16 protein-coding genes are annotated in these 21065 nt (G+C 70.0%); 12 read left to right on the forward strand and 4 right to left on the reverse strand.

Features of this window, described 5'->3' with window-relative positions:
- Positions 1-215: 215 nt before the first annotated feature.
- From G6O69_RS00215 to raiA, 9 genes are all read left to right on the forward strand, one after another.
- Positions 216-3704 (forward strand): protein kinase, encoded by a 3489-nt coding sequence (locus G6O69_RS00215; protein ID WP_172301376.1) that lies wholly within the window; start codon positions 216-218, stop codon positions 3702-3704.
- Between the two features lie 91 nt (positions 3705-3795).
- Positions 3796-4743 carry a hypothetical protein gene (locus tag G6O69_RS00220; protein WP_172301378.1) on the forward strand — a complete coding sequence of 316 codons (948 nt, stop codon included), beginning with the start codon at positions 3796-3798 and terminating at the stop codon, positions 4741-4743.
- Positions 4744-4879: 136 nt separating this feature from the next.
- Positions 4880-5317: a hypothetical protein gene (locus G6O69_RS00225; protein ID WP_172301380.1), complete on the forward strand. Its 438-nt coding sequence runs from the start codon at positions 4880-4882 to the stop codon at positions 5315-5317.
- 524 nt (positions 5318-5841) lie between these two features.
- The gene (locus tag G6O69_RS00230) at positions 5842-6642 is read left to right on the forward strand and encodes a hypothetical protein (protein WP_172301382.1); all 801 of its coding nucleotides are present in this window, start codon (positions 5842-5844) and stop codon (positions 6640-6642) included.
- 126 nt (positions 6643-6768) lie between these two features.
- On the forward strand, positions 6769-8298 hold the full coding sequence (locus G6O69_RS00235; RefSeq protein WP_172301384.1) for an acetyl-CoA carboxylase biotin carboxylase subunit: 1530 nt from the start codon (positions 6769-6771) through the stop codon (positions 8296-8298).
- A gap of 49 nt (positions 8299-8347) precedes the next feature.
- Positions 8348-9412 (forward strand): SDR family NAD(P)-dependent oxidoreductase, encoded by a 1065-nt coding sequence (locus G6O69_RS00240; RefSeq protein ID WP_172301386.1) that lies wholly within the window; start codon positions 8348-8350, stop codon positions 9410-9412.
- Positions 9413-9745: 333 nt separating this feature from the next.
- Positions 9746-11413, forward strand: coding sequence for a CTP synthase (locus G6O69_RS00245; RefSeq protein WP_172301388.1), 1668 nt, complete (start codon positions 9746-9748; stop codon positions 11411-11413).
- Positions 11414-11642: 229 nt separating this feature from the next.
- Positions 11643-13178: an RNA polymerase factor sigma-54 gene (rpoN, locus tag G6O69_RS00250; protein ID WP_172301390.1), complete on the forward strand. Its 1536-nt coding sequence runs from the start codon at positions 11643-11645 to the stop codon at positions 13176-13178.
- Between the two features lie 185 nt (positions 13179-13363).
- On the forward strand, positions 13364-13972 hold the full coding sequence (gene raiA / locus G6O69_RS00255; RefSeq protein ID WP_172301392.1) for a ribosome-associated translation inhibitor RaiA: 609 nt from the start codon (positions 13364-13366) through the stop codon (positions 13970-13972).
- 230 nt (positions 13973-14202) lie between these two features.
- On the opposite strand, the gene G6O69_RS00260 is transcribed toward raiA, so the two are convergent.
- The 4 genes from G6O69_RS00260 to G6O69_RS00275 form a co-directional block, all read right to left on the reverse strand.
- Positions 14203-14556 carry a hypothetical protein gene (locus G6O69_RS00260; RefSeq protein ID WP_172301394.1) on the reverse strand — a complete coding sequence of 118 codons (354 nt, stop codon included), beginning with the start codon at positions 14554-14556 and terminating at the stop codon, positions 14203-14205.
- Between the two features lie 57 nt (positions 14557-14613).
- Positions 14614-15363, reverse strand: a complete 750-nt coding sequence (locus G6O69_RS00265; RefSeq protein WP_172301396.1) for a crotonase/enoyl-CoA hydratase family protein — start codon at positions 15361-15363, stop codon at positions 14614-14616.
- 71 nt (positions 15364-15434) lie between these two features.
- Complete coding sequence (locus G6O69_RS00270) at positions 15435-16079, reverse strand: sigma-70 family RNA polymerase sigma factor (RefSeq protein ID WP_172301398.1); 645 nt, start codon at positions 16077-16079, stop codon at positions 15435-15437.
- Positions 16080-16263: 184 nt separating this feature from the next.
- Positions 16264-17046: a glycosyltransferase family A protein gene (locus G6O69_RS00275; RefSeq protein WP_172301400.1), complete on the reverse strand. Its 783-nt coding sequence runs from the start codon at positions 17044-17046 to the stop codon at positions 16264-16266.
- Between the two features lie 136 nt (positions 17047-17182).
- Here G6O69_RS00275 and G6O69_RS00280 point away from each other — a divergent pair, with 136 nt between their 5' ends.
- The 3 genes from G6O69_RS00280 to G6O69_RS00290 all read left to right on the forward strand — a co-directional run bounded on the left by G6O69_RS00280 (position 17183) and on the right by G6O69_RS00290 (position 21040).
- Complete coding sequence (locus tag G6O69_RS00280; protein WP_172301402.1) at positions 17183-18325, forward strand: hypothetical protein; 1143 nt, start codon at positions 17183-17185, stop codon at positions 18323-18325.
- 25 nt (positions 18326-18350) lie between these two features.
- A complete protein-coding gene (locus tag G6O69_RS00285; protein WP_172301404.1) occupies positions 18351-19736 on the forward strand; it encodes a hypothetical protein in 1386 nt (461 codons plus the stop codon).
- Positions 19737-19834: 98 nt separating this feature from the next.
- Positions 19835-21040, forward strand: a complete 1206-nt coding sequence (locus tag G6O69_RS00290; protein WP_172301406.1) for a GRAS family protein — start codon at positions 19835-19837, stop codon at positions 21038-21040.
- Positions 21041-21065: the final 25 nt, after the last annotated feature.

Below are 21065 nucleotides of genomic sequence, written 5' to 3' on the forward strand. Positions count from 1 at the left end.
AAGGCAACGCCTCGAGCAGACGCAGGCCAGTAGGCTCTCCCAAGCAGGGAGGTCACCGGACGGAGCATCCCGCGCCGGAGAAGCCTCGGATCCTTCTCCGAGATTTCTCCACCCTTTCAGCAAGACAAAGCCTCCCGCCGGCATCGCCAGCGGGAGGCTTTGTCTTGTCTGGGGAGCCCCCAGCTGCCAGTTGGGGCCCAAATTCAGCAGCGATCATGCTTGCTTGCAGCCGGGGGTCACAGATCTACGAAGTCGGCGACTACGGCGAGCAGCTCTACGTGGCCATGGAATTCGTCACCGGGCCGACCCTCGGCGAGTGGGTCGGCGCGCAGCGGCGAGCGGCCGAGCGCGAGGGGGCGCCGCTGCCCTGGCAACAGCTCCTCGCCATGTTCGTGGCCGCGGGGCGCGGGCTCGCGGCGGCCCACGGCGCGGGGATCGTCCACCGAGACTTCAAACCCGACAACGTGATCGTCGGCGACGACGGCCGGCCGCGGGTGCTCGACTTCGGCATCGCCCGCGAGGCCGGGCTGCCCGCCGAGCAGGCCGCGACCCATCCCCCTCCCCTGCCCCATCCCTCGCCCGCCAGCGCCGACTCGATCGCCCTCGACGACACCCAGGCCTCGAGCCCGAGCATGGGCGGCGATACGGCGGACCGCGATCGCACGCCATGGCTGGCGCCCCTGACCCGGACGGGGGCCATGGTCGGCACGCCCGCGTACATGTCCCCCGAGCAATTCGAGGCCGGCACCCTCGACGCGCGCAGCGATCAATTCAGCTTCGCCGTCGCGCTCTACGAGGCGCTCTACGGCGAGCGCCCCTTTGGCGGGGCGAGCACGAGCACCTTGATGTTCGCGGTGCTCTCGGGCGAGCTCAGGGATCCGCCCGCCGACGCCCCGATCCCCGCGTGGCTGCGCCAGCGCATCGTCCGGGCGCTCCAGCGCGACCCCGGCCGGCGCTGGCCGACGATGGCGCGCCTGCTGGACGCGCTCGGCGACGATCCCGAGCGTCGCCGACGATGGCGACGGCGCCGCGGCCTGGTCGCCGCCGGCGTACTCGCGACCTTGGTGGGCGCCGGCTGGTTCGCCAGCGCCCAGCGGCGCAGCGCCCTCGCGGCCGACCGCCTCGCCCGCGAGGCCCGCGTCGAGGAGGCCCGCGCCCTCCGCAGCGAGCTCGCGGCCCAGGCCGAGCGCGACCGCGCCCTCGAGGAGGCCCGCGCGAGCGCGACCCGGGCCCGCGACACGGCCCGGGTGCTCGCGGCCAAGGGCCTGTCGCGCGACCCGACCGCCGCCGCGGCCCTGCTGCGCGACGCCGAGCAGCCCGAGGAGGCCCCGGGCTGGCGCTCTGCCGCCGTCAACGTGCTCTCGCGGCCGATCAGCGTCAGCGCCTTCCAGGCCCACGGCGGCCGGGTGATGTGGGCCGAGTTCAGCCCCGATCGCCGCTGGCTGGCCACCGCGGGCGAGGACGGCAGCGCCCGCCTGTGGCCCCTCGACGCCGAGGGCCACGTCGGCGCGGCCCTCGAGCTGCGCCACGCGGTCGACGGTGAGGCCAACAGCGTCCTGACCGCGACCTTCAGCCCCGACGGACGCCGCCTCGCGACCACGGATCAATCGGGCGCCGTCCGCCTGTGGCCCGTGCCCGACCCCGACGCCCTCGATCGCAGCGCCACGATCAGCGCGCAGCTGATCGGGAGCCACAACGGGACCTCGTGGATGGCGGCTTTCTCCGCCGACGGGCGCCGCCTCGCGTCCGTGGGACGCGATCGCCGTGCGCGGGTCTGGACGCTCCCGGACGCCCTCGACACCCCGCCTCCGCCCCCGCAGGTCATCCTCGCCAGCGAGGGCATCGTATGGGTCCCCCGCTTCTTCGCCGGGGGAGAGCGCCTCGCCCTCGGCGACGGCACCGGCCGCGCCACGCTCTGGTCCCTGGCCGAGCCCGAGGCCGCCACCCGCGTCTTCGCTGGCCACGGCGGCCCGGTCCAGTTCCTCGACCTCTCCCCCGACGGCGCGACCTTGGCCACCGCCAGCGTCGACGGGCACGTGCGCCTGTTCGATCTCCACACCAACGACGACCGCGGCCGCGACCTCATGGACTTCGGCGCCCCGGTCCACCGCGTGCGCTTCTCCCCCGACGGCCGCTACCTCGCCGCGGGCTCGCGCTCGGACGTGGCCGCGCTGTGGCCCTTCGAAGCCGCAGGACCAGGTGAGGTCCGCAGCCGCGTCGGCGAGCCCCAGCGCTTCGACGGCCACATTGGCGACGTATGGTCCATCGCCTTCTCCCCCGACAGCCGCCTGCTGGCCACGGGCGCCCGCGACGGCGCCGGCAGGCTGTGGCCCGTCGACGGCGGCCAGCCCCAGGTCCTCATCGGCCACGACGCCGACGTCTTTCGCGTGCGCTTCAGCCTCGACGGCGAACTGCTGACCACCGCCTCCACCGACGGCAGCGTGCGCATCTGGGACGCCCGCTGGCGCCAGGTCTCGTCCGAGCTCCACGGCCTCGAGGCCCCCTCCACCGTCTTGCACATCGAAGACCAGCGCTCCTTGTTGATCTCCGGCGACCGCCACGGCGACATCGTGGTCCGTCGCCTCTCGCGGCCCGGCGAGCACCAAGCCCCGGGCCCGCCCCAGCGCCAGCACGCCCACCTGGCGCTGGTCTACGCCCTCGCGACCCACCCCGACGGCATGCTGGCCAGCGGCGGTGACGATCGCCTGGTCCAGATCTGGGACCTCGACGACTTCGGCCCGCCCATCTACTCGCTCCCCGTCCCCTCCCCCTTCACCCGCACCCTCGTCTTCTCCCCCGACGGCGCCTGGCTGGCGGCGGGCTCCCACAGCGGCGAGGTCATGCTGTGGAATTTCGCCGACCTCGCCAAGGGCGAGCTCGAGCCCACGATCCTCGGCTACCACCTCCACGAGTCGCCGCTGCTCCACGGAGTCACGGACGTCACCTTCGATCCCCAGGGCCGCTGGCTCGCGTCGGCCGGCCAAAACGGCAAGATCCAGCTGTGGCCGATGCCCGCCCGCCCCGCCGAGCTCACGAGCTTCCAGGGCCACGCCTCGCGCGCCTGGAAGCTCATGCCTTCGCCCACGGGCGACCGCTTGTTCTCGAGCGGCATGGACCAGGTGGTGCGCGTGTGGACCATCGACGCCCACGGTCGCCACGATCCCGATCCCCTCGAGCTGGATCACGGCGGCTCCGTCGTCGGCTTCGACATCGATCGCAGCGGTCGATTCTTGCTCGCCAGCTGCAACGACACCAAGGTCTACCTGTGGGATCTCGAGCTCCCCGAGGTCCCGGCGACCTTCACGGGCTCGCTCCGAGAGATCCGCCAGGCCGAGTTCGTATTCGAAGATCGGGTGATCGCCGCGCTCTCCTTCGACGGGAACCTACGCCTGTGGCCGCGCGACGGCGCCCACGATGATCCCGTGGTCTTGCCCGTCGGCGAGCGCAGCCTCAACCTCGCCGTCGGCCACGACGGCGCGAGCTTGGTGACCGGCGGCGGCGACTCGCTCCTGCGCCTCAACCAGCTCGACCCCCACCTCGACGTGCCCGCGCTGCGCGAGCGCCTCGACGCCGCGACCAGCTACTGCGTCCCCGTCGATCAGCGCATGCGCCTCGTCGGCGAGCGCGAGGACATGGCCGAGGCGCAGTTCGCTGCCTGCCAGCGCCGGGGCGTCGAATCTCCCCCGCTCGAGCCCGCGGGCTGAGAGTCTGTGAAGGCGCGCGCCCGGCTCGGGCAACACGAATTTCGAGAAAACCATGCACGCCCCGGCGACGCGGGCCGAAGACACCTTCGCAATGCTCAGTACGCTGCACGAGGGCCTCGTCTCGCTCTTTCTCCAGGATCCTGCGCTCGCGGTTCGCCTCGCCAGAGGTATCGATGGTCGCGTCCTGACCACCGCCCCCGGCTGCCTCGTCGATCGGCACGCCGCCTTTCACCGGGACGCGGAGCGGGTCTTGCGGATGCTGCCGCGCAGCATGGATCTGCTGCTCGTCCATGAAGATCCGGCACATGACGAGGGCGGCGTGGTGATCGTCATCGAGGTCCAGCTCGACGACGACCCGCAAAAGCAGCGAAGAATCGCGTCATATTTGGGCTTGGTCGTGGATCGACATGATCTCCCCGTGCACTTGGGCGTGGTCAGCCTCAAAGAGAGAGTGTCCCGAAAGCTGGCCAATTGGAGCATTGGGACAGCCCTCACGGTTCGCCCCTATCTCTTCGATCGCCACACCATCCCTCGCGTGGATTCCGTCCTGGACGGCCTCGAGAGGCCTACAGATGCGATCTTGTCGGGGACGGTGCACGGGCACCACGGCAACCTCGCGGCCGCGAGGACGGCCATCGAGGTCGCTCGCCGACAACCCAATCAATTGCGACAACGCTATACTGCGACCGTGTTGGCGGGGCTCGGCGACGAGCACCGAAAAATCATCTTGGGCGAGATGCCCATGGAGGAGCGCATGCAAGTCAGTCAGCTAGAACGAAAGTGCGGCACCTTCCTCGCTGGGAGGCGGGAGGGCCGAGAGGAAGGCCTCAGCCAGGGGTTGAGCCAGGGCCTCAGCCAAGGCCAAAAAGAGGGCATGCTGCGGCTGCTCGGCGCGCTCCTGGGGCGGCGCGGACTCGTGCCCAACGCGGCGCAGTGGGCTCGGCTTCAGGCGGCCCAGCTCGACGAACTCGAGGCCTGCGCAGCCCGGGCGCTCGAGGTCGACAGCGTCGACGACTTGCTGCGCTCGCGGCTCGAGTGACCCGCGAGCGCGCCGCCAACTCGGTGAGGGTGGTGATTCGATCACCCACCTCGGGCAGGCCCCAAAATCGCTTCGGGCTCGCTTGACACCTGCTCTATGGCCTGGCAAAAGACTGAACTAAGAGACAGGTAGTCGTATGAGCAGCACGCAAGATCCCTCGCCGATCCCCGCGCCCGTCCGCGCCGTTTTGGAGCTCTTCAGCGGGCCGCTGGCCGAAGTCAGCTTCCCCGATGTCGACCGCGAGAGCCTCGCCGCTTCCGCCGCCGAGGTCGAGTCTCGGCGCGAGGTGCTCCAGTCGGCCCTCGAGGCCGTCGCTCGCGCGCGTGAGGCGCTGGAGGCCGGCCAGGCCAGCCTCATCGAGCAGGCCCAAAAAGCGCACGCCTATGCCAGCGTGTTCGCCTCGAGCGACGCCGATCTCCAGTCGGCCCTGGCCGAGATCAAATTCGACGGCCGAGCCCTCGCCCCCAAGCGCCGCCGCGGCCGACCGCGCAAAGCCAAGGCCGCATCCAACGCTGGGTCCGCCAAGGCTCAGAGTCAGACCAGCCTCGCGGTCGCCGACAGCGACGCGGCCTGAGCTCCGCCTCGAGCCGATCCCCGCCGACCCGCCGCTTCCCCGGTCGCCCCTCAGTCTCCACTCTTCGCACCCCGACTCGAATCAACCATGGACCGATGGCCCAAGCAGGCGCGGCCCGGCGCGAACTCCAGCCCGGCCCTCGGCCCCGACGCCAACGAGCAGTCCGGCCCGGGCGCTCGTCGGGACCTCGGTGCCCGTGGAGGAACCCAGCGCGGCTCCTGGCGCCAGGATTTCCGTCGAGGGCGCGAAGTCAAAACGCCGTTGTACCGGGTGTACTGCCAGTTTTGGCGACAAAGCCCTCGGCGAAAAGACCAAGCCAGGTGTCGTGTTGGGTTCCTCCACGGGCGCCTAGGAGCCCATGGAGGAACCCAGCGCGGCTCCTGGCGCCAGGATTTCCGTCGAGGGCGCGAAGCCAAAACGCCGCTGTACCGGGCGTACTGCAAGTTTTGGCGACAAAGCCCTCGGCGAAAAGACCAAGCCAGGTGTCGTGTTGGGTTCCTCCACGGGCTCCTAGGGAGGCCGGCATGAGGATCGCCCCCGATCCCAGCGCAGAGCCCAGCCCCGAGCCCGACGCCGGCGCCCTCGAGGTCTCGGAGATCTGCGAGCGGGTCGCCAGCACAGCCCGCCGCGAGGCCCAGAGCCTCGACGCCCGCCGCTTCTTCGCCATGGTCGCCCGCGCCCGCGGCCGCGACCGCCGGGCCCCGCGGCGCACCTGGGGTCGCGCCTGGGCCGAGATCGATCTCGAGGCCGGCGCCGCCCTGGCCAGCGAGCTCGCCCCTGCCGTATCCGAGCCGTGGGCCCGCGACGGCATCGATCGCGGCCTCCAGCTCTTCGCCACCTGCGTCGACGAGACCGGCCGGCGCTGCGTCGCCACCTTGGTGGCCGAGTACATCGCCTGGCGCGAGCCGCCGGACCGCTTCTTCTTCCGCTGCGCCCAGCTCCTCGCCCGACGCAGCGCCACGGAGCTCGTCCGCCTGGCCCTGGTCACCTCCGGCTACGCACGCATGTCTCGGCCGAGCGAGGACGAGGCGCGGCTGCTCGCCGCGGTCCCGCACCGCTCGACCAGCCCTGGCGACGACGGTCGCCTCGCCGTGCTCGCCTTCGCGGGCGAGCCCCCCGAGGAGCGCCAGCGCCACGCCACGGAGATCCCCAGCCTGGGCAGCGACCCGGTGATCGCCGCCTTCGCCCGGGCCGAATTCGGCTGGCCGGCCGAGCCCGGCCCCGCGCGCGTGCCCCTCGTCGGCCGCCCGCTGCTGTGGTTTCCCTGCGACCTCGACAGCGAGCTTCGTCGCCTGCACTTGCTCTTCGCCGCGGCGATCGCCTGAAACTCCTCGATCCGCTCCGTCCCCACGAGCGCATGATCGTCCCCGTGGGCGCCCTGCTCCCTGCTTCGGGGACGATCCCCCCGAGGCGTTGCGCGTCGTGGCTGCGCGGGCGAAGCTGCCCGGACCGTGAGCCAGACTCGAGCGCCCTTCTCCAAGATCCTCGTGGCCAACCGCGGTGAGATCGCCCTGCGCGTGTTCCGAACCTGCCGTGAGCACGGGATCGCCACGGTCGCCGTCTACAGCGACGGCGACCGCAACTCCCCCCACGTCGCCGGAGCCGACGAGGCCGTGCACATCGGCCCCACGCCCTCGGCCCAGAGCTACCTGCGCGCCGACCGGATCATCGCGGCCGCCAAGCAGACCGGGGCCGAGGCCATCCACCCCGGCTACGGCTTCCTCAGCGAGCGCGCCAGCTTCGTCGAGGCCTGCGAGGCCGCCGGCCTGACCTTCATCGGCCCCGGCACCCGGGCCATGAACGTCATGGGCGACAAGGTCCGCGCCCGCAAGGCCATGCAGGCCGCCGGCGTCCCCCTGGTCCCCGGGCGCGAGGACCTCGCCGACGTCAATGACGCCCTCGCCGCGGCCAAGGAGATCGGCTACCCGCTGATGGTCAAGGCCTCGGCTGGCGGCGGCGGCAAGGGCATGCGCATCGTCCACGACGACGAAGCGCTGCGCCGCGGCTTCGAGGCCGCCCAGCGCGAGGCCGCGGCGGCCTTCGGCGACGATCGGATCTTCGTCGAGCGCGCGGTCATGCAGGCCCGCCACGTCGAGATCCAGCTCATGGCCGACAGCCAGGGCAACGTGGTCTTCCTCAACGAGCGCGACTGCTCCGTGCAGCGCCGCCACCAAAAGGTGATCGAGGAGGCCCCCTCCCCCGGGCCGCAGATGACCCCGGAGATCCGCGCGGCCATGGGCGAGGCCGCCTGCAAGGTCGCGCACGCCGTCGACTATGTCGGCGCCGCCACGGTCGAGTTCCTGTTCGAGGAGCAAGCCGACGGCGAGCCGCGCTTTTACTTCCTCGAGATGAACACCCGCCTGCAGGTCGAGCACCCGGTCACCGAGATGACCACGGGCCGCGACCTCGTCTGGGACATGATCCGCGTGTCCGCCGGTCAGCCGCTCGGCTACACCCAGGCCGACATCCCCCTGCGCGGCCACGCGATCGAGTGCCGGATCTACGCCGAAGATCCGCTGCGCTTCTTGCCCAGCCCCGGCCCGCTGCTGCGCCTGCGCTGGCCCGAGGGGCCTGGCCTGCGCATCGACGCCGCCGTGCGCGAGGGCAGCGAGGTCTCGAGCCACTACGACCCGATGATCGCCAAGCTGATCGCCTGGGGCCCGACCCGCGCCATCGCCCTCGGGCGCATGCGCCGGGCGCTCCAGGACACGGTCGTCCTCGGCATCGACTGCAACATCCCCTTCCACCTGCGCGTGCTCGACGAGCCCGACTTCGTCGCTGGCCACTTCGACACCCACTACATCGACAAGCACCAGGCCCTGGTCGAGGCCCACGAGCTCGACGAGGCCCGCTCGCAGGTGGTCGCGGCCGCGGCCGCGGTCGCTGCCGCGAACGCTCGGCGCCAGTCCACGAGCGCGGGCGCGACTGCCGAGCCCGCCGGCTTCAGCGCCTGGCAACGCAGCGTCCGCTGGCGCGGCTGAGCGCGAAGTAGGCGACAGACACCAGGCACAGCGAAGAACGAGGGCGACCATGGCTCACGTATTGATCACCGGTGGCAAAGGCTTCATCGGCGCGGCGATCGCCCGCGCCCTGATCGCGCGCGGCGACAAAGTCACGATCTGGGACGTCGGCCGCGCGCCCACGGACCCCACCCTCGCCGCCGCGCGCTACCGCGAGGTCGACATCAGCGATCGCGCGACCGTCGAGGCCGCCGCCGACGCGACCTTCGCCGAGGCCGGGGGCGTCGACGCCGTCATCCACAACGCCTCGCTGGTCCACACCAAGCAAAACCACGCCGAGATGGTCTGGTCGGTCAACCTCGAGGGCACCCGCCACATGCTCGAGGCCACCCGCAGCCGCGGCGTCGGCAGCTTCGTCTACATCTCCTCGGGCAGCGTGGTCTACGAGGGCCGCAACATCGAAAGCGGCGACGAGCGCCTGCCCTACGCCGGCAGCTCCCAGGCGCCCTACGCCGACAGCAAGATCGCCGCCGAGAAGCTCGTGCTCGCGCAAAACGGCGTCGACGGCCAGGCGACCTGCGCCCTGCGTCCGCACGTGGTCTTTGGCCCCGGCGACACCCGCTTCCTCCCCGCGCTGCTCGCCCAGGCCGACGCCGGGCGGCTGCGCGTCCGCGTCGGCCTCGGCAACTGGCTGTCCGACTACACCTATATCGACAACCTCGTCGACGGGGTCTGCCTCGCCCTCGACGCCCTGCGCGACAAAGGCGTGGAGAGCGTCGCCGCCGGCCAGGCTTACTTCATCACCAACGGCGAGCCGATCCCCTTTTGGGACCTCGTGCGCATGGTCCTCGCCGAGCTCGACTACCCGCCGATCCTGTTCGCGGTCCCCGGCAAGCTGGTCTACGCGATCGCGGCGATCAAGGAGCAGGTCGACGCCCTGCGCGGCGAGCTGACCGCCGAGGACGGCCTGACCCGCTTTGCGATCCGCTACATGTGCACGCACCACTACTTCAGCATCGACAAGGCCCGGCGCGAGCTCGGCTACGCGCCCAAGGTCTCGATCCAGCGCGGCGTCGAGCTGACCTGCGCGGACCTGCGCTCGCGCGGGGAGCTGCCCCAGCGCCGCGCGAGCTGAGCTCTCTGGTTCGCTGGACGGACCTGCGCGCGTTCGAGCCTCTGGACCGCGACGGAACGCGAGACGAGGGCCTGCCTGGCCGCGCTCTCGCGTCTGCCAACGCGGCAATTTTCGCGGCTGCGAGGACCTCAGCGACTCGCGCCGATACGAGCGATCAAATCGCGCTCTTGCGCTGTGAGAGAACACCTCGCCGCGCGTCGCCGATCCCCGCGACCTCGACTTCGAATCGTCATCGCATACACCCCGACCCCGCCCTGCTCGAGCACGGCTCGTGCCCACTCGCCGACACGCGCCCGCCTAGCCGCCTCGCGCGTCGCGCCTTGACCAGCAGCCATGAACGTGCCACTAGGAGCGCCCGTGCGGCGGCGTAGTTCCACCAAGCGGACCAAATTCATCTTCGTGACCGGCGGCGTTGTGTCGTCCCTCGGCAAGGGCCTGTGCGCCGCCTCCATGGGCGCGCTGCTCGAGAACCGCGGGCTCAACGTCGGGATGCAGAAGCTCGACCCCTACCTCAACGTAGATCCGGGGACGATGAGCCCGACTCAGCACGGCGAGGTCTTCGTGACCGACGACGGCGCCGAGACGGACCTCGATCTCGGGCACTACGAGCGCTTCGTGTCGCATCGCATGTCGCGACACAGCAACTACACCTCGGGCCAGATCTACCAGTCTGTGCTCGAGAAGGAGCGCAAGGGCGACTACCTCGGGCAGACCGTCCAGGTCATCCCCCACGTCACCAACGAGATCAAAGAGGCCATCCTCGAGGCGGCCGAGGGCGTCGACCTGCTGATCTGCGAGATCGGCGGGACCGTCGGCGACATCGAGTCGCTGCCCTTCCTCGAGGGCATCCGTCAGCTCCGCTTCGAGGTCGGGGCCGAGAACGCGATCTTCGTCCACCTGACCTTGCTGCCCTACCTGCCCACGGCCGGCGAGATCAAGACCAAGCCCACGCAGCACTCGGTCATGAAGCTGCGCGAGATCGGTATCCAGCCCGACGTGCTCGTGTGCCGGGCCGATCACCCGATCGAGGCCGACATCCGCGAGAAGATCGCGCTGTTCACCAACGTGCCCCTGGCCAACGTGATCCCCCTGCCCGACGCGGCGACCATCTATCGCGTCCCGCTGATGCTCCACGAGTCGCGCCTCGACGACGTGGTCTGCGAGCTGCTCAACATCTGGAGCCGCGAGCCCCAGCTCGACGAGTGGCGGCGGATCGTCGGGGTGATCGAGAACCCGGCGCACAGCGTGAAGATCGGCGTGGTCGGCAAGTACGTCGACCTCCACGAGTCCTACAAGAGCCTGTCCGAGGCCCTGACCCACGGCGGCGTGGCCAACAACACCGGCGTCGAGATCGAGTTCGTCGACGCCGAGCAGATCTCGGCTCGCGGCCCGGCGATGCTCGAGCACCTCGACGCGATCCTCGTCCCCGGCGGCTTCGGCGAGCGCGGCAGCGCCGGCAAGGTCGAGGCGATCCGCTGGGCCCGCGAGCACAAGGTGCCCTTCTTCGGGATCTGCCTGGGCATGCAGCTGGCCGTGGTCGAGTTCGCTCGCCACGTCGCCGGGCTCCCCGGGGCCCAGAGCGCCGAGTTCGATCCCCAGGCCGCGGACCCGGTGATCGGGCTGATGGACTCGCAGTCCGACGTGACCCACAAGGGCGGGACCATGCGCCTGGGCGCCTACGACTGCGATCTCGCCGGCGGGACCTTGGCCCGGCGGATCTACGGCGCCGAGCGGATCTCCGAGCGCCACCGCCATCGCTTCGAATTCAACAACGCCTACCGCGATCAGCTGCGCGAGGCCGGGCTCGTGCTGTGTGGGACCTCCCCCGACGGCGGCCTCGTCGAGATGGTCGAGCTGCCGGCCCGCGTGCACCCGCACTTCATCGGCTGTCAGTTCCACCCCGAGTTCAAGAGCCGACCGACGGCGGCACACCCGCTGTTCACGTCGTTCATCGCCGCCGCCCTCGACCACCGCGGTCGCAAGGGCGACGCGCCCGCCTGAGCGTGGGCTCGCGCGAGCGTGTTTTACGCTCGCGCGAGCACCCGCGACAGAGCGGTCCCCAACAGCGTCCCGAGCTCGCCCTCGGACCGTGCACGACTGTGCATGGCCGAGGGTGGCTAGCAACTTCTCTGGGGCATGCAAGCCCTTTCTCGGGCCATTTTTGCAGGGTAGAGCCCGCGAATTGCCCTGGGTCCGCCTTTAGCGATCTGATAATCTAAAAGGCACCCCTATGGTCCTGCACATGCGCCAAGAGCTGCGAATGAGTCAGCAGCTCGTGATGACTCCTCAGCTGCAGCAGGCCATCAAGCTCTTGCAGCTCTCGCGTATCGAGCTCCAGGACCTCGTCCGCAGCGAATTGCTCGAAAACCCGCTGCTCGAAGAGGCCCAGGAGATGGGCACCGGCAGCGAGGAGCCCGTGTCCTCCGTCGAGATGCAAGACGGCGTCGAGCTTCAGGGCGAGTCGGGCGAGCCCGCGCCCTCGCCCGAGACGCCTCAGCAAGAGGTCAAGGCCGACTCGCCCAACGACGACAACTTCGACTGGGAGGCCTACCTCCAGCACCAGTCGCTCTCGGGCTCCATGCCCGGCACCGGCGTCCGCCCCGACGACGACCTCCCCGGCCTCGAGCAGACCATGGCCGCCGAGGAGACCCTCGTCGAGCACCTGATGTGGCAGGTCCGGCTCTCGAATTTCTCCCAGGTCGAAGAGGACGTCGCCGAGTACATCGTCCGCAGCCTCTCGCCCTCGGGCTACCTGCGCAGCGTCACCGTCCCGCAGATCGCGCGTCGACTCGAGGTCTCGACCCTGCGCGTCGAAGAGGTCCTGCGCCGCGTCCAGCAGCTCGACCCCCTGGCCATCGCCTCGCGCAACCTCGCCGAGGCCCTGTGGATCCAGGCCCGGCACCCCGAGCACCCGATCGACGATCCCCTGGTCCTGACGATCATCGCCAAGCACCTGCACAACCTCGAGAAGCGCGCCTATCAGGCCGTCGCCCGCGACACCGGCGAGGCCCTCGAGGAGGTCTACGAGGCGACCAAGGTGATCATGGGCCTCGAGCCCCGCCCGGCCCGGCAGTTCGTGTCCGAGTCGCCGCAGTACGTCACCCCCGACGTCTACGTGCACAAGCTCGGCGACGAGTACATCGTCAGCCTCAACGACGACGGCCTGCCCAAGCTCAAGATCTCCAACTACTACCGCGCGGCCATGCAGGGCGACCCCAAGGGCGCCAAGGCCAAGGGCGCCAAGGCCAAGGGTCACCGCGACGACGGCGGCCAAGCCAAAGATTACATCACCGAGCGCCTGCGCTCGGCCCAGTGGCTGATCCGCTCGATCCAGCAGCGCCAGCGCACGATCCTCAAGGTCACCCGCTCGATCCTCAAATTCCAGCGCGAGTTCTTCGAGAAGGGTCCGCAGTACTTGCGCCCGCTGATCCTCAAGGACGTCGCCGAGGACATCGAGATGCACGAGTCCACGGTCAGCCGGGTGACCACCAACAAGTACGTGCACACGCCCCAGGGCATCTACGAGCTCAAGTACTTCTTCAACGCCGGCATCTCCCAGCGTGGCGGGGGCGAGCTCGCCTCCGAGGCCGTCAAAGAGAAGATCCGCCGGCTGATCGAGGCCGAGGACTCGCGCCGCCCCTACAGCGATCAGAAGCTCGTCGAGCTCCTGCGCGAGGACGGCATCAAAATTGCCAGGCGCACCGTCGCCAAGTATCGCGAGCAGCTCAACTTGTTATCGAGCTCCAAGCGACGCAAGCTGTTCTAGCAACCGCCTTCACCAGCAAGCACTGCCTCCGCCTTTGACGCGCCCCGATCACCCACCCCGCCCCCGGAAGACGCCCTGCGTGGCGCCCGGGCGAGGCCGGGCCGGCGCCCGACTCAGGCACGACTCCCTTCGCTCCCGACCTCTGGCCGGGGCGATTCAGCACGACCACAAGGAGAACCACAAGCATGCAGACTCAGTTCGTGTTCCGTCACATGGACTCTTCCGACGCCCTGCGTAATTACGCCGAGGAGCGCCTCACGAAGATCAAGCGCTACTTCTCGGATCCGCTCAAGGTCAACTGCACCTTCTCTGTCGAGAAAATCACCCATATCGCGCAATTCGACGTCACATTGCGCAATGGTCTGCAACTCCACGCCTCCGAGACCACCGAAAACATGTACAGCTCCATCGACATGGCGCTCGCCAAGATGGAGCGGCAGGTCCGGCGCTACAAGGCACGAATCACCAACCACAAGCCCCACAAGGGCAAGACCGCGCGTGTTCGCCAGACCGTCTACGCCCCCGACTCCTTCGAGGAGCCCGAGACCATGGTCGAGGCCGAGCAGCGCCGGGCCGCCGAGGCCGCCGAGGCCGAGGCCCCCGTCGTCGCCCGCGAGAAGGAGTTCCGCGCCGAGCGACTCTCGGTCAAGGACGCCGTCATGCAGCTCAACTTGATGCACAAGCAGTTCTTGGTGTTCACCAACACGGACACCGGTGACATCAACGTCGTCTACCGCATGGAGGACGGCGGCTATGGGTTGATCGAGACCCGCGGCCACGTCGAGGACGCCTGAGTCCAGCGGCTCGCCGCGCAAGCCCTCGCGCAGGTGCAAGCCACCGCGCACGACAGCGCCCCGTCTTCGCGGGGCGCTCTCTTTTTAATCTCGACGCTCGCGCCTGGAGGTCGGCACGTCGACCGACGCGAATCGATACTTCGGTGAGCACGACTCCAGGGGCGACAGCTCGCACGCTGCGCATGATCGCGCCGCGCTCGGGTCGAACCCTGGCTCAGACGGGAGCAGGCTCAGACGGGAGCAGGCTGCTGGAGCGCCGCGATGACCTCGCCCTCGATCCGCTTCACGCCCCCCTTCACGGCGAGCCACACGAACAAGAGCACGAGCAGGCCCGGCAGCAACCCGGTGAAGACGATGAACAGCGTGAGCAGGATCTGCACCAGCATGCTCGGGAACTGCCAGTTGAGCTTCACCTGGTTCGCGTTGCGGATCACCACGCCGACGCCCGTGGCCAGACCCTCCCCGACGACGACGACCTTGGGGCCGCGCGCGCTGATCTCGTAGTTTGGTAGACGTTCGCCGAGGTAGCCCACGAGGTCTTGGGCGTTGCTCAACGAGATGGCGGAGTCGACTTTGGTTGCCATGGCGATACGGCGCTCACCCTATCGAGCGCACAGACCCCGAGTCCACAAAAAACCCGCTCAACCCCGCTTTCGAGCCAAGAAGCGCTCGACACCAGCCGCGAAAGTCGGGCCGTCGAGCACTTCTTGCCCGCCCTCGAGTTCCCGAGCCATGGCGACCTCGATGGGATCTCCCCACTGCATGTAGCTCGACCGACGATCTGCCCGCAGGCAAGCCTGCGGGAACGCGGCGATCTCCCTGGCGAGGGCCTTGGCGGTCTCGAGCGCCTGCCCAGGCTCGCACAGGCGGTTGGCCAGGCCGATGCGCTGGGCCTCCTCTGCCCCGACCTCGCGGCCCGTGAGGATCATGTCCAGAGCGCGGGCGTGGCCGATGAGCCGGGGCAGGCGGACCGTGCCGCCGTCGATCAGCGGCACGCCCCAGCGCCGACAAAACACGCCAAAGACCGCGTCGCGGGCAGCGACCCGAAGATCACACCACAGCGCGAGCTCGAGGCCGCCAGCCACGGCGAAGCCCTCGACCGCGGCGATCACTGGCTTTTGCGTCGACATCCGCGTGGGACCCATGGGCCCGTCGCCCTCGGCCGCGGTGTGGTTGAGGCGACCCTGGGCGATCTCCTGGAGGTCCGCGCCCGCACAAAAGCAAGCGCCAGCCCCGGTCAGCACAGCCACGTCGGCGGACTCGTCGGCCTCGAAGCGGCGCACCGCGGCGGCCAGGGCTTCGGCCGTGGCCACGTCCACGGCGTTGCGACGTTCGGGCCGGTCGATGGTCAGGATCGCCAGCGGAGCCTCGGACTCGTATCGCACGCGCATCGGCCCGACTATAGCCCGGAGCCCTTCTCACTCGGCCCCTGTAACTCGGCCCCTGTAACGCAGCCTGTGACTCAGCCGCGGCGTCCGCCCATGGCGTGGGCGCAGTGCTGTGCCCAGTCATCGAGGCGCGTCAGGGTGCTCTCGAGCATCGCGGGCGAGCGCGACAGGGCGCCGATGGCCGCCTCGAGCGCCTCGCGGGCCCGCTGCAACCGACTGCGCACCGTACCCGCAGGGACACCGAGCACCGCGGCGATCTCCTTGGTGCTCAGCTGCTCCCAGTAGTGCAGCTCGAGCACCACCTGATAATTGACGGAGATGGCCCGCAGGCCCTCGAGGAGCAGACGCTGCTCCTGGCGCTCGGCGATCACCGAGCTCGGCCCGGGATCCAGGTCGTAGACCGAGACGAGATCCAAGTCGAGGTCGGCCCCGCGCCGATACTTGCGACGCAGGTGACCACAAAACACGTTGTAGGCCGTGCTCAGCAGATAGCTGCGAAAGCGTGCGCCCTTCTCGACCCGATCCCGCGCTTCGACGCAGGCGGTGAAGGTGTCTTGCAACAAGTCACCCACGTGCTCGGGCCCGACCTTGTTGAGGAAGAAGCGCTCGAGCTGATCGTAGTGCCGAGCAAACAGAGCTTCGCCCGCCGCCGAGTCTCCACCACGCCAGGCCTCGAGCAGGTCAGCGTCGTCGGGCAAGGCTTGGGGAGTCTCGGACATGGAGAGCGAGGCGCAGCGGCCCCGCAATGGTAGTGAGCGCCCCGCTCATTGTCACCGCCTGAGGAAAGGGCCCGCCCACAGTCGTCGAATGGGGTCTCACCCCGGTCTACGCTCCCTGCGCACTCGCTTCGCAGACCAGGGGGGGTGGATCCGTGAGCCCCCCTTTCACCGCTGGGCGTCCCTTTCAGCCCAGGTTTCCCCAGCGATCGAGGTTCTTCACCACCTGGTGCCGCGTGAAAAAGTAACGGATGGCGTTCTTGCGGTTTTGAATCAGCCGCGAGTAGCGGCTGGTCGGGTGCCACTGGTGAAACATCTCGGTGCGATCGCTGATCCACTCGAGCTCGAGGCCGTAGGCCAGGGCGCGGTCGCGCATGTCCGTATCCTCGCTGCCCCAGTGCACGAAGGCCTCGTCGTAGCCGCGCGCGTGGAAGAAGAACTCGCGGGTGGCCGACTGGCAGGCCCCAGTACCGATGCTCTTGCGCCGATCCGCCTGGGCGCGCAGCCACTCGAAGTCCGAGAGCGCGTAGTCTCGCTCCGGTACGCGCTGAGGCAGGTCCGAGCACGCACAGACCACGAGGGCCTGCCGAGGTCGCCGCGCGTGGACCTCGAGGATCGAGGACACGAAGTTGGGCGCGAAGATCATGTCGGCGTCGGTGCACAGCAGGTAGTCCGCGCTGGCGTGCTGGATGCCGAGGTTGAGGGCGCGAGAGCGGTTCCAGTCGCCGAACTCCTCGTTGCGCGCGACCTTGGCGTCGAAATGCTCGGCCAGCGCGACGATCGAGGCCGCGTGCTCCGGGTCGCTGCCGAAGTCCGAGAGCACGATCTCGAGCTCGTCCCCCAGAACCTCGGTCGAGTTTTCGCTCGAGTTTTCGGTCCCGGCCAGCTGCCAGCGCAGCGAAGCCAAACAGTTGCGCAGGCGCGTCCCCGAGCGGTTGCGGACCGGAATGATGGCGGTGAGCCGCGGCACGACGGTCAGTTAGCGCGAAGCCAAAATCGGCGCAAGCCGCCCGCTCCCGCCCCGCGGCCCGTGGACTGACCAGCCTGCGCGCGGCCGACGATCGCGCGAGGGGTGTCCATCGCCAGACAGACGGTAGAGTGATCGCGTGTCCAAGCAACACGTCGTGCTCGTGCCCGGCTTCTTCGGCTTCGTGAATTTCGGCCGCCTGGTCTACTTCGCGCACGTCCGTGAGCTCCTCCAGCGCGCCTTCGAATCGCGCGGCCTCGACGTGGAGATCCACCGCGTGCGCACGGGCCCAGTCGCCTCCTTGCGCCAGCGCGCCGGCGATCTCGCCGAGGTCATCCGCACCGAGATCCCGCCGGGTGAGCCGCTGCACGTCATCGGCCACAGCTCCGGTGGCCTCGACGCGCGCCTGATGACCAGCCCCGGCGTCAACCTCGGCCCCCTCGACGTCGAGTCCATCGCCAGGCACGTGCGCAGCGTGATCACGATCTGCACCCCCCACCGCGGCTCGCCGCTCTCGGATCACTTCGTGGGGCTGATCGGCGAGCCGCTGCTGCGCACCTTCTCGCTGCTCACGGTCATCGCCCTGCGCCAGGGTCGGCTGCCCGCGCGCCTGGCCTTTCGCTTCGCCCGCGCGCTGGTCGGCGAGCGCCTGATGCCCGGGACGCCGATCCACGTGGTCCTCGAGACCCTCGAGCAAGAGGCCATCGCCGAGCTCCAGCGCAACGAGGACCGCCTCGGCGGCGGCGCGCTCTCGGTCGCCGACTTCATGTCCGAGCTGCGCACCGAGGCCCACCTGATCCCCCAGCTGATGCCCGCGGCCTGCGACCTCTTCAACGCCGCGGTCAGCGACCGCCCGGAGACCTTCTACGGCTGCGTGATCGCCCGGGCCCCCGCCCCGGTGCTGCGCTCGCACCTGGCCCTGGGTCTGTCCCCCTACGACCAGGCGACCCACGCGCTCTTTCGCTGGCTGCGCCTGCGCTCCGCGCCCATGCCCAAGAGCCTCGGTCGGGCCCCGGACCAGGCCCAGTCCAAGCTCATGCGCGCCACCTGGGGCGAGGTCGCCCGCGCCGAAGACACCGACGGCATGGTGCCCACGCGCTCGCAGCTCCACGGCGAGCTGCTCCACGCCGCCACCGCCGACCACCTCGACGTCATCGGCCACCTCCACGAGCCCGAGCACAACCCCCCACACTTCGACTGGATCGCCTCGGGCTCGGGCTTCTCCCGCGAGGATTTCGAAGCCCTGTGGGGAGCCGTCGCCGCGCGGATCATCTCGCTTTGAGCCCCGCGTGCTACTTTGGCAGTCGGTGAACGCGCAAGCTCTCAAGCCGACGCTCGAATACGCCCTCCGCCCTCACGCCGTCCCCCGCGATGAGCTGATCCGGCGCTACCGACCCGTCATGATGATGGTCCGGCAGATCCTCGGCGTGGTCCCCCACGCCATGAGCTACTTCGAGATCTGGCCGCCAGCGCTCACGACCTACAGCGTCCTCGTCCCGGCCATGCTCGACATCCCGCGCTGCGACATGGGCCGGGGTATCCCCCCTGCCCTGCGCAGCTTGGTGCTCTACGTGGCCAGCCGCAGCCACGGCTGCTCCTACTGCGCCGCCCACTCGGCCAGCGTGGGCACGGTCTTTCGGGGCTCCGGCGGCAACCTGGCCCGCAACGCCCAGGCCATGAGCCCCGAGGCCTGCAAGCTCTTCAGCCCCGCCGACCTCGCGGCCATCGACTACGCCACGGCCGCCGCCAAGCTGCCCAACGAGCTCGAGGAGAGCCACCGCCTCGGCCTCGCCCGGCACTTCAGCGAGGACCACGAGGAGGCCATCGCCCTCGCGGTCACGCTCATGGGCTTTTTGAACTGCGCCATGGACACCCTGGGCATGGTCCTCGAGTGGGGCGTGCTCGACCGGGCCCAGCGCCACCTGGCGGCCAGCGACTGGACCCCGGGGCAGAACTTCGACCCGCGCTTCGACCAGTCGGTGGTCGAGGCCGACAAGCTCACCGACGACGGCCAGACCCTCGGGCCGCTCGAGCTCGCCCGGACCATGGCGGGGATCATCGCCTACGACCGCGGCGCCCTCGAGACCATCGCCAAGCGCCCCGCCAAGGTCCACGAGCAGGTCCGCGAGGCCATGGGCTTCGTGCCCTACTACGTCGAGCGCGTCGAACGGACGCCGGCCAAGCGGGTCTTCGCCCACATGCTGGTCGAGCGCGTGCAGTCCAGCGCCGGCGAGCTCCCGGTCTGGCTCAAGCACGCGGCCTGCTTCGCGGCCGCCCGCAACAGCAAGAACGACCTGCTCGCAGCGCACTTCGCACACTGGGCCATGCGTGCTGGTGCCAGCATCGAGCAGCTCCGCGGCGCGCTCATGCCCCGCCCCACGGGCGGCCGCGAGGCCACGGCCTTCGCCCTGGCCAAAGTCGCCAGCTCCCAGCCCGCCACCCTCGGCCACGAGCTCCTCGAGCGCGTGACCAGTCAATTCAGCCCGCCCGAGATCATCGAGCTGGTGACCATGCTCAGCATCCAGGGCATGTTTCAGCGCTACGTCTCCACCTACCCGGTGGACAGCTACGAGTCCCCCGTGGCCGACTTCGTGACCGAGCACGGCACGCTCCTGGGTCTGCCCCGGCGGCCGAGCCAGGTGAGTGCGCGCTGGGACGAGCTTTGCCAGCGCGCCCGGCTGAGCGCGGCCTGACCACGCCCTGACCACGGGTGACCACCGCCACCCAGCCCCTGGCATGAATGGGTGGTCGGGGGATTGATGCCTCCGGCTCCCGCGCGTAAAGCAGATCCGTGTCGACTGGGAAATTTGCCGCGCTGCTCGAGTACCTCCACCGCGAGCTCCACGACGAGCCCGGAGACCTCCCGGTCTCGGGCTTCTTCACGGCCCTCGACCCCGCCGAGGCCGAGCGCCTCTCGGCCCTGTGGGAGGCCACCTGCCACCTCGTGGACGAAGACTTCGAGGCCGCCACCCGGCTGACCGAGGGGCTGGTGCGAACCATGCCCGACGAGGACGACGGCCACGGCGCCATGGTCGTGCGGACCTTCGCCGAGGCCCTGCTCGGGCGCAGCCGCCAGGTCAGCAGCAGCGGCGGCAACCTCTACCTCGGCGCGCGGCCTCCGGGGGCGCAGCTGCGGGCCTTCGAGCTCCTGCGCATGCGCACCCCGCTGATCCCCTTCGCCTACGCCGCGGCCAACCGCGCGCTGATCCACGACCTCGAGCCCGACTCCGACGTCACCTTGATCGACGTCGGCATCGGCCGCGGCGGCCAGGTCCGCGCGCTGCTCCGCAACCCCCTCGCCCGCACCCGCATCCGTCGCCTGCGGGTCGTCGGCGTCGAGCCCGACTCCGACCCCGGCAGCGGCCAAGGTGCCCTCCAGCTCGCCGGCGCCCAGGTCCTCGACGCCGCCGCCGAGGTCGGCCTCGAGGTCGAGTTCATCCCCGTGGGCAGGCGCGCCGAGGCCCTCGCCGCCTCCGACTTCCCCGAGCTGCGCGGGCACATCCTCGCCAACGCCGCCTTCGCCCTCCACCACGTGCCCCCGGCCGCGGCTGGCGGCCGCGAGCGCGGCGACGTGCTCGCGCTGCTGCAGGAGCTGGGCGCCGAGAAGGTCGTGCTGACCGAGCCCGACTCCGACCACGTCGAAGACCGCCTGCCTGCGCGGCTGCTCTTCGCCTATCGCCACTACCGCACGGTCGCCTCGAGCCTCGCGGCCATGCTCCCCCAGGCCGACGCGGTCCTGGTCTGGACCGAGTTCTTCGCCCCCGAGGTCCGCAACGTCGTCGGCCACGAGGGCGTCGCCCGCACCGAACGACACGAGCGCAGCCCGACCTGGGCGGCCCACCTGCGCCAGGCTGGCTGGCGGGTCGATACGCCTCACCAGCTCGTCCCCAGCGCCGGCGCGCCGCCAGGCTTCACCCTCGACGAGTCGGGCTCGGGCTTTCGCCTGCTCTTTCGCGGGGTGCCGCTGCTCTCGGTGATCCGCGGCGCCCAGGGCTGAGCCAGACAGATCCAGCGAGCGGCTG

The sequence above is a fragment of the Pseudenhygromyxa sp. WMMC2535 genome, assembly GCF_011083025.2.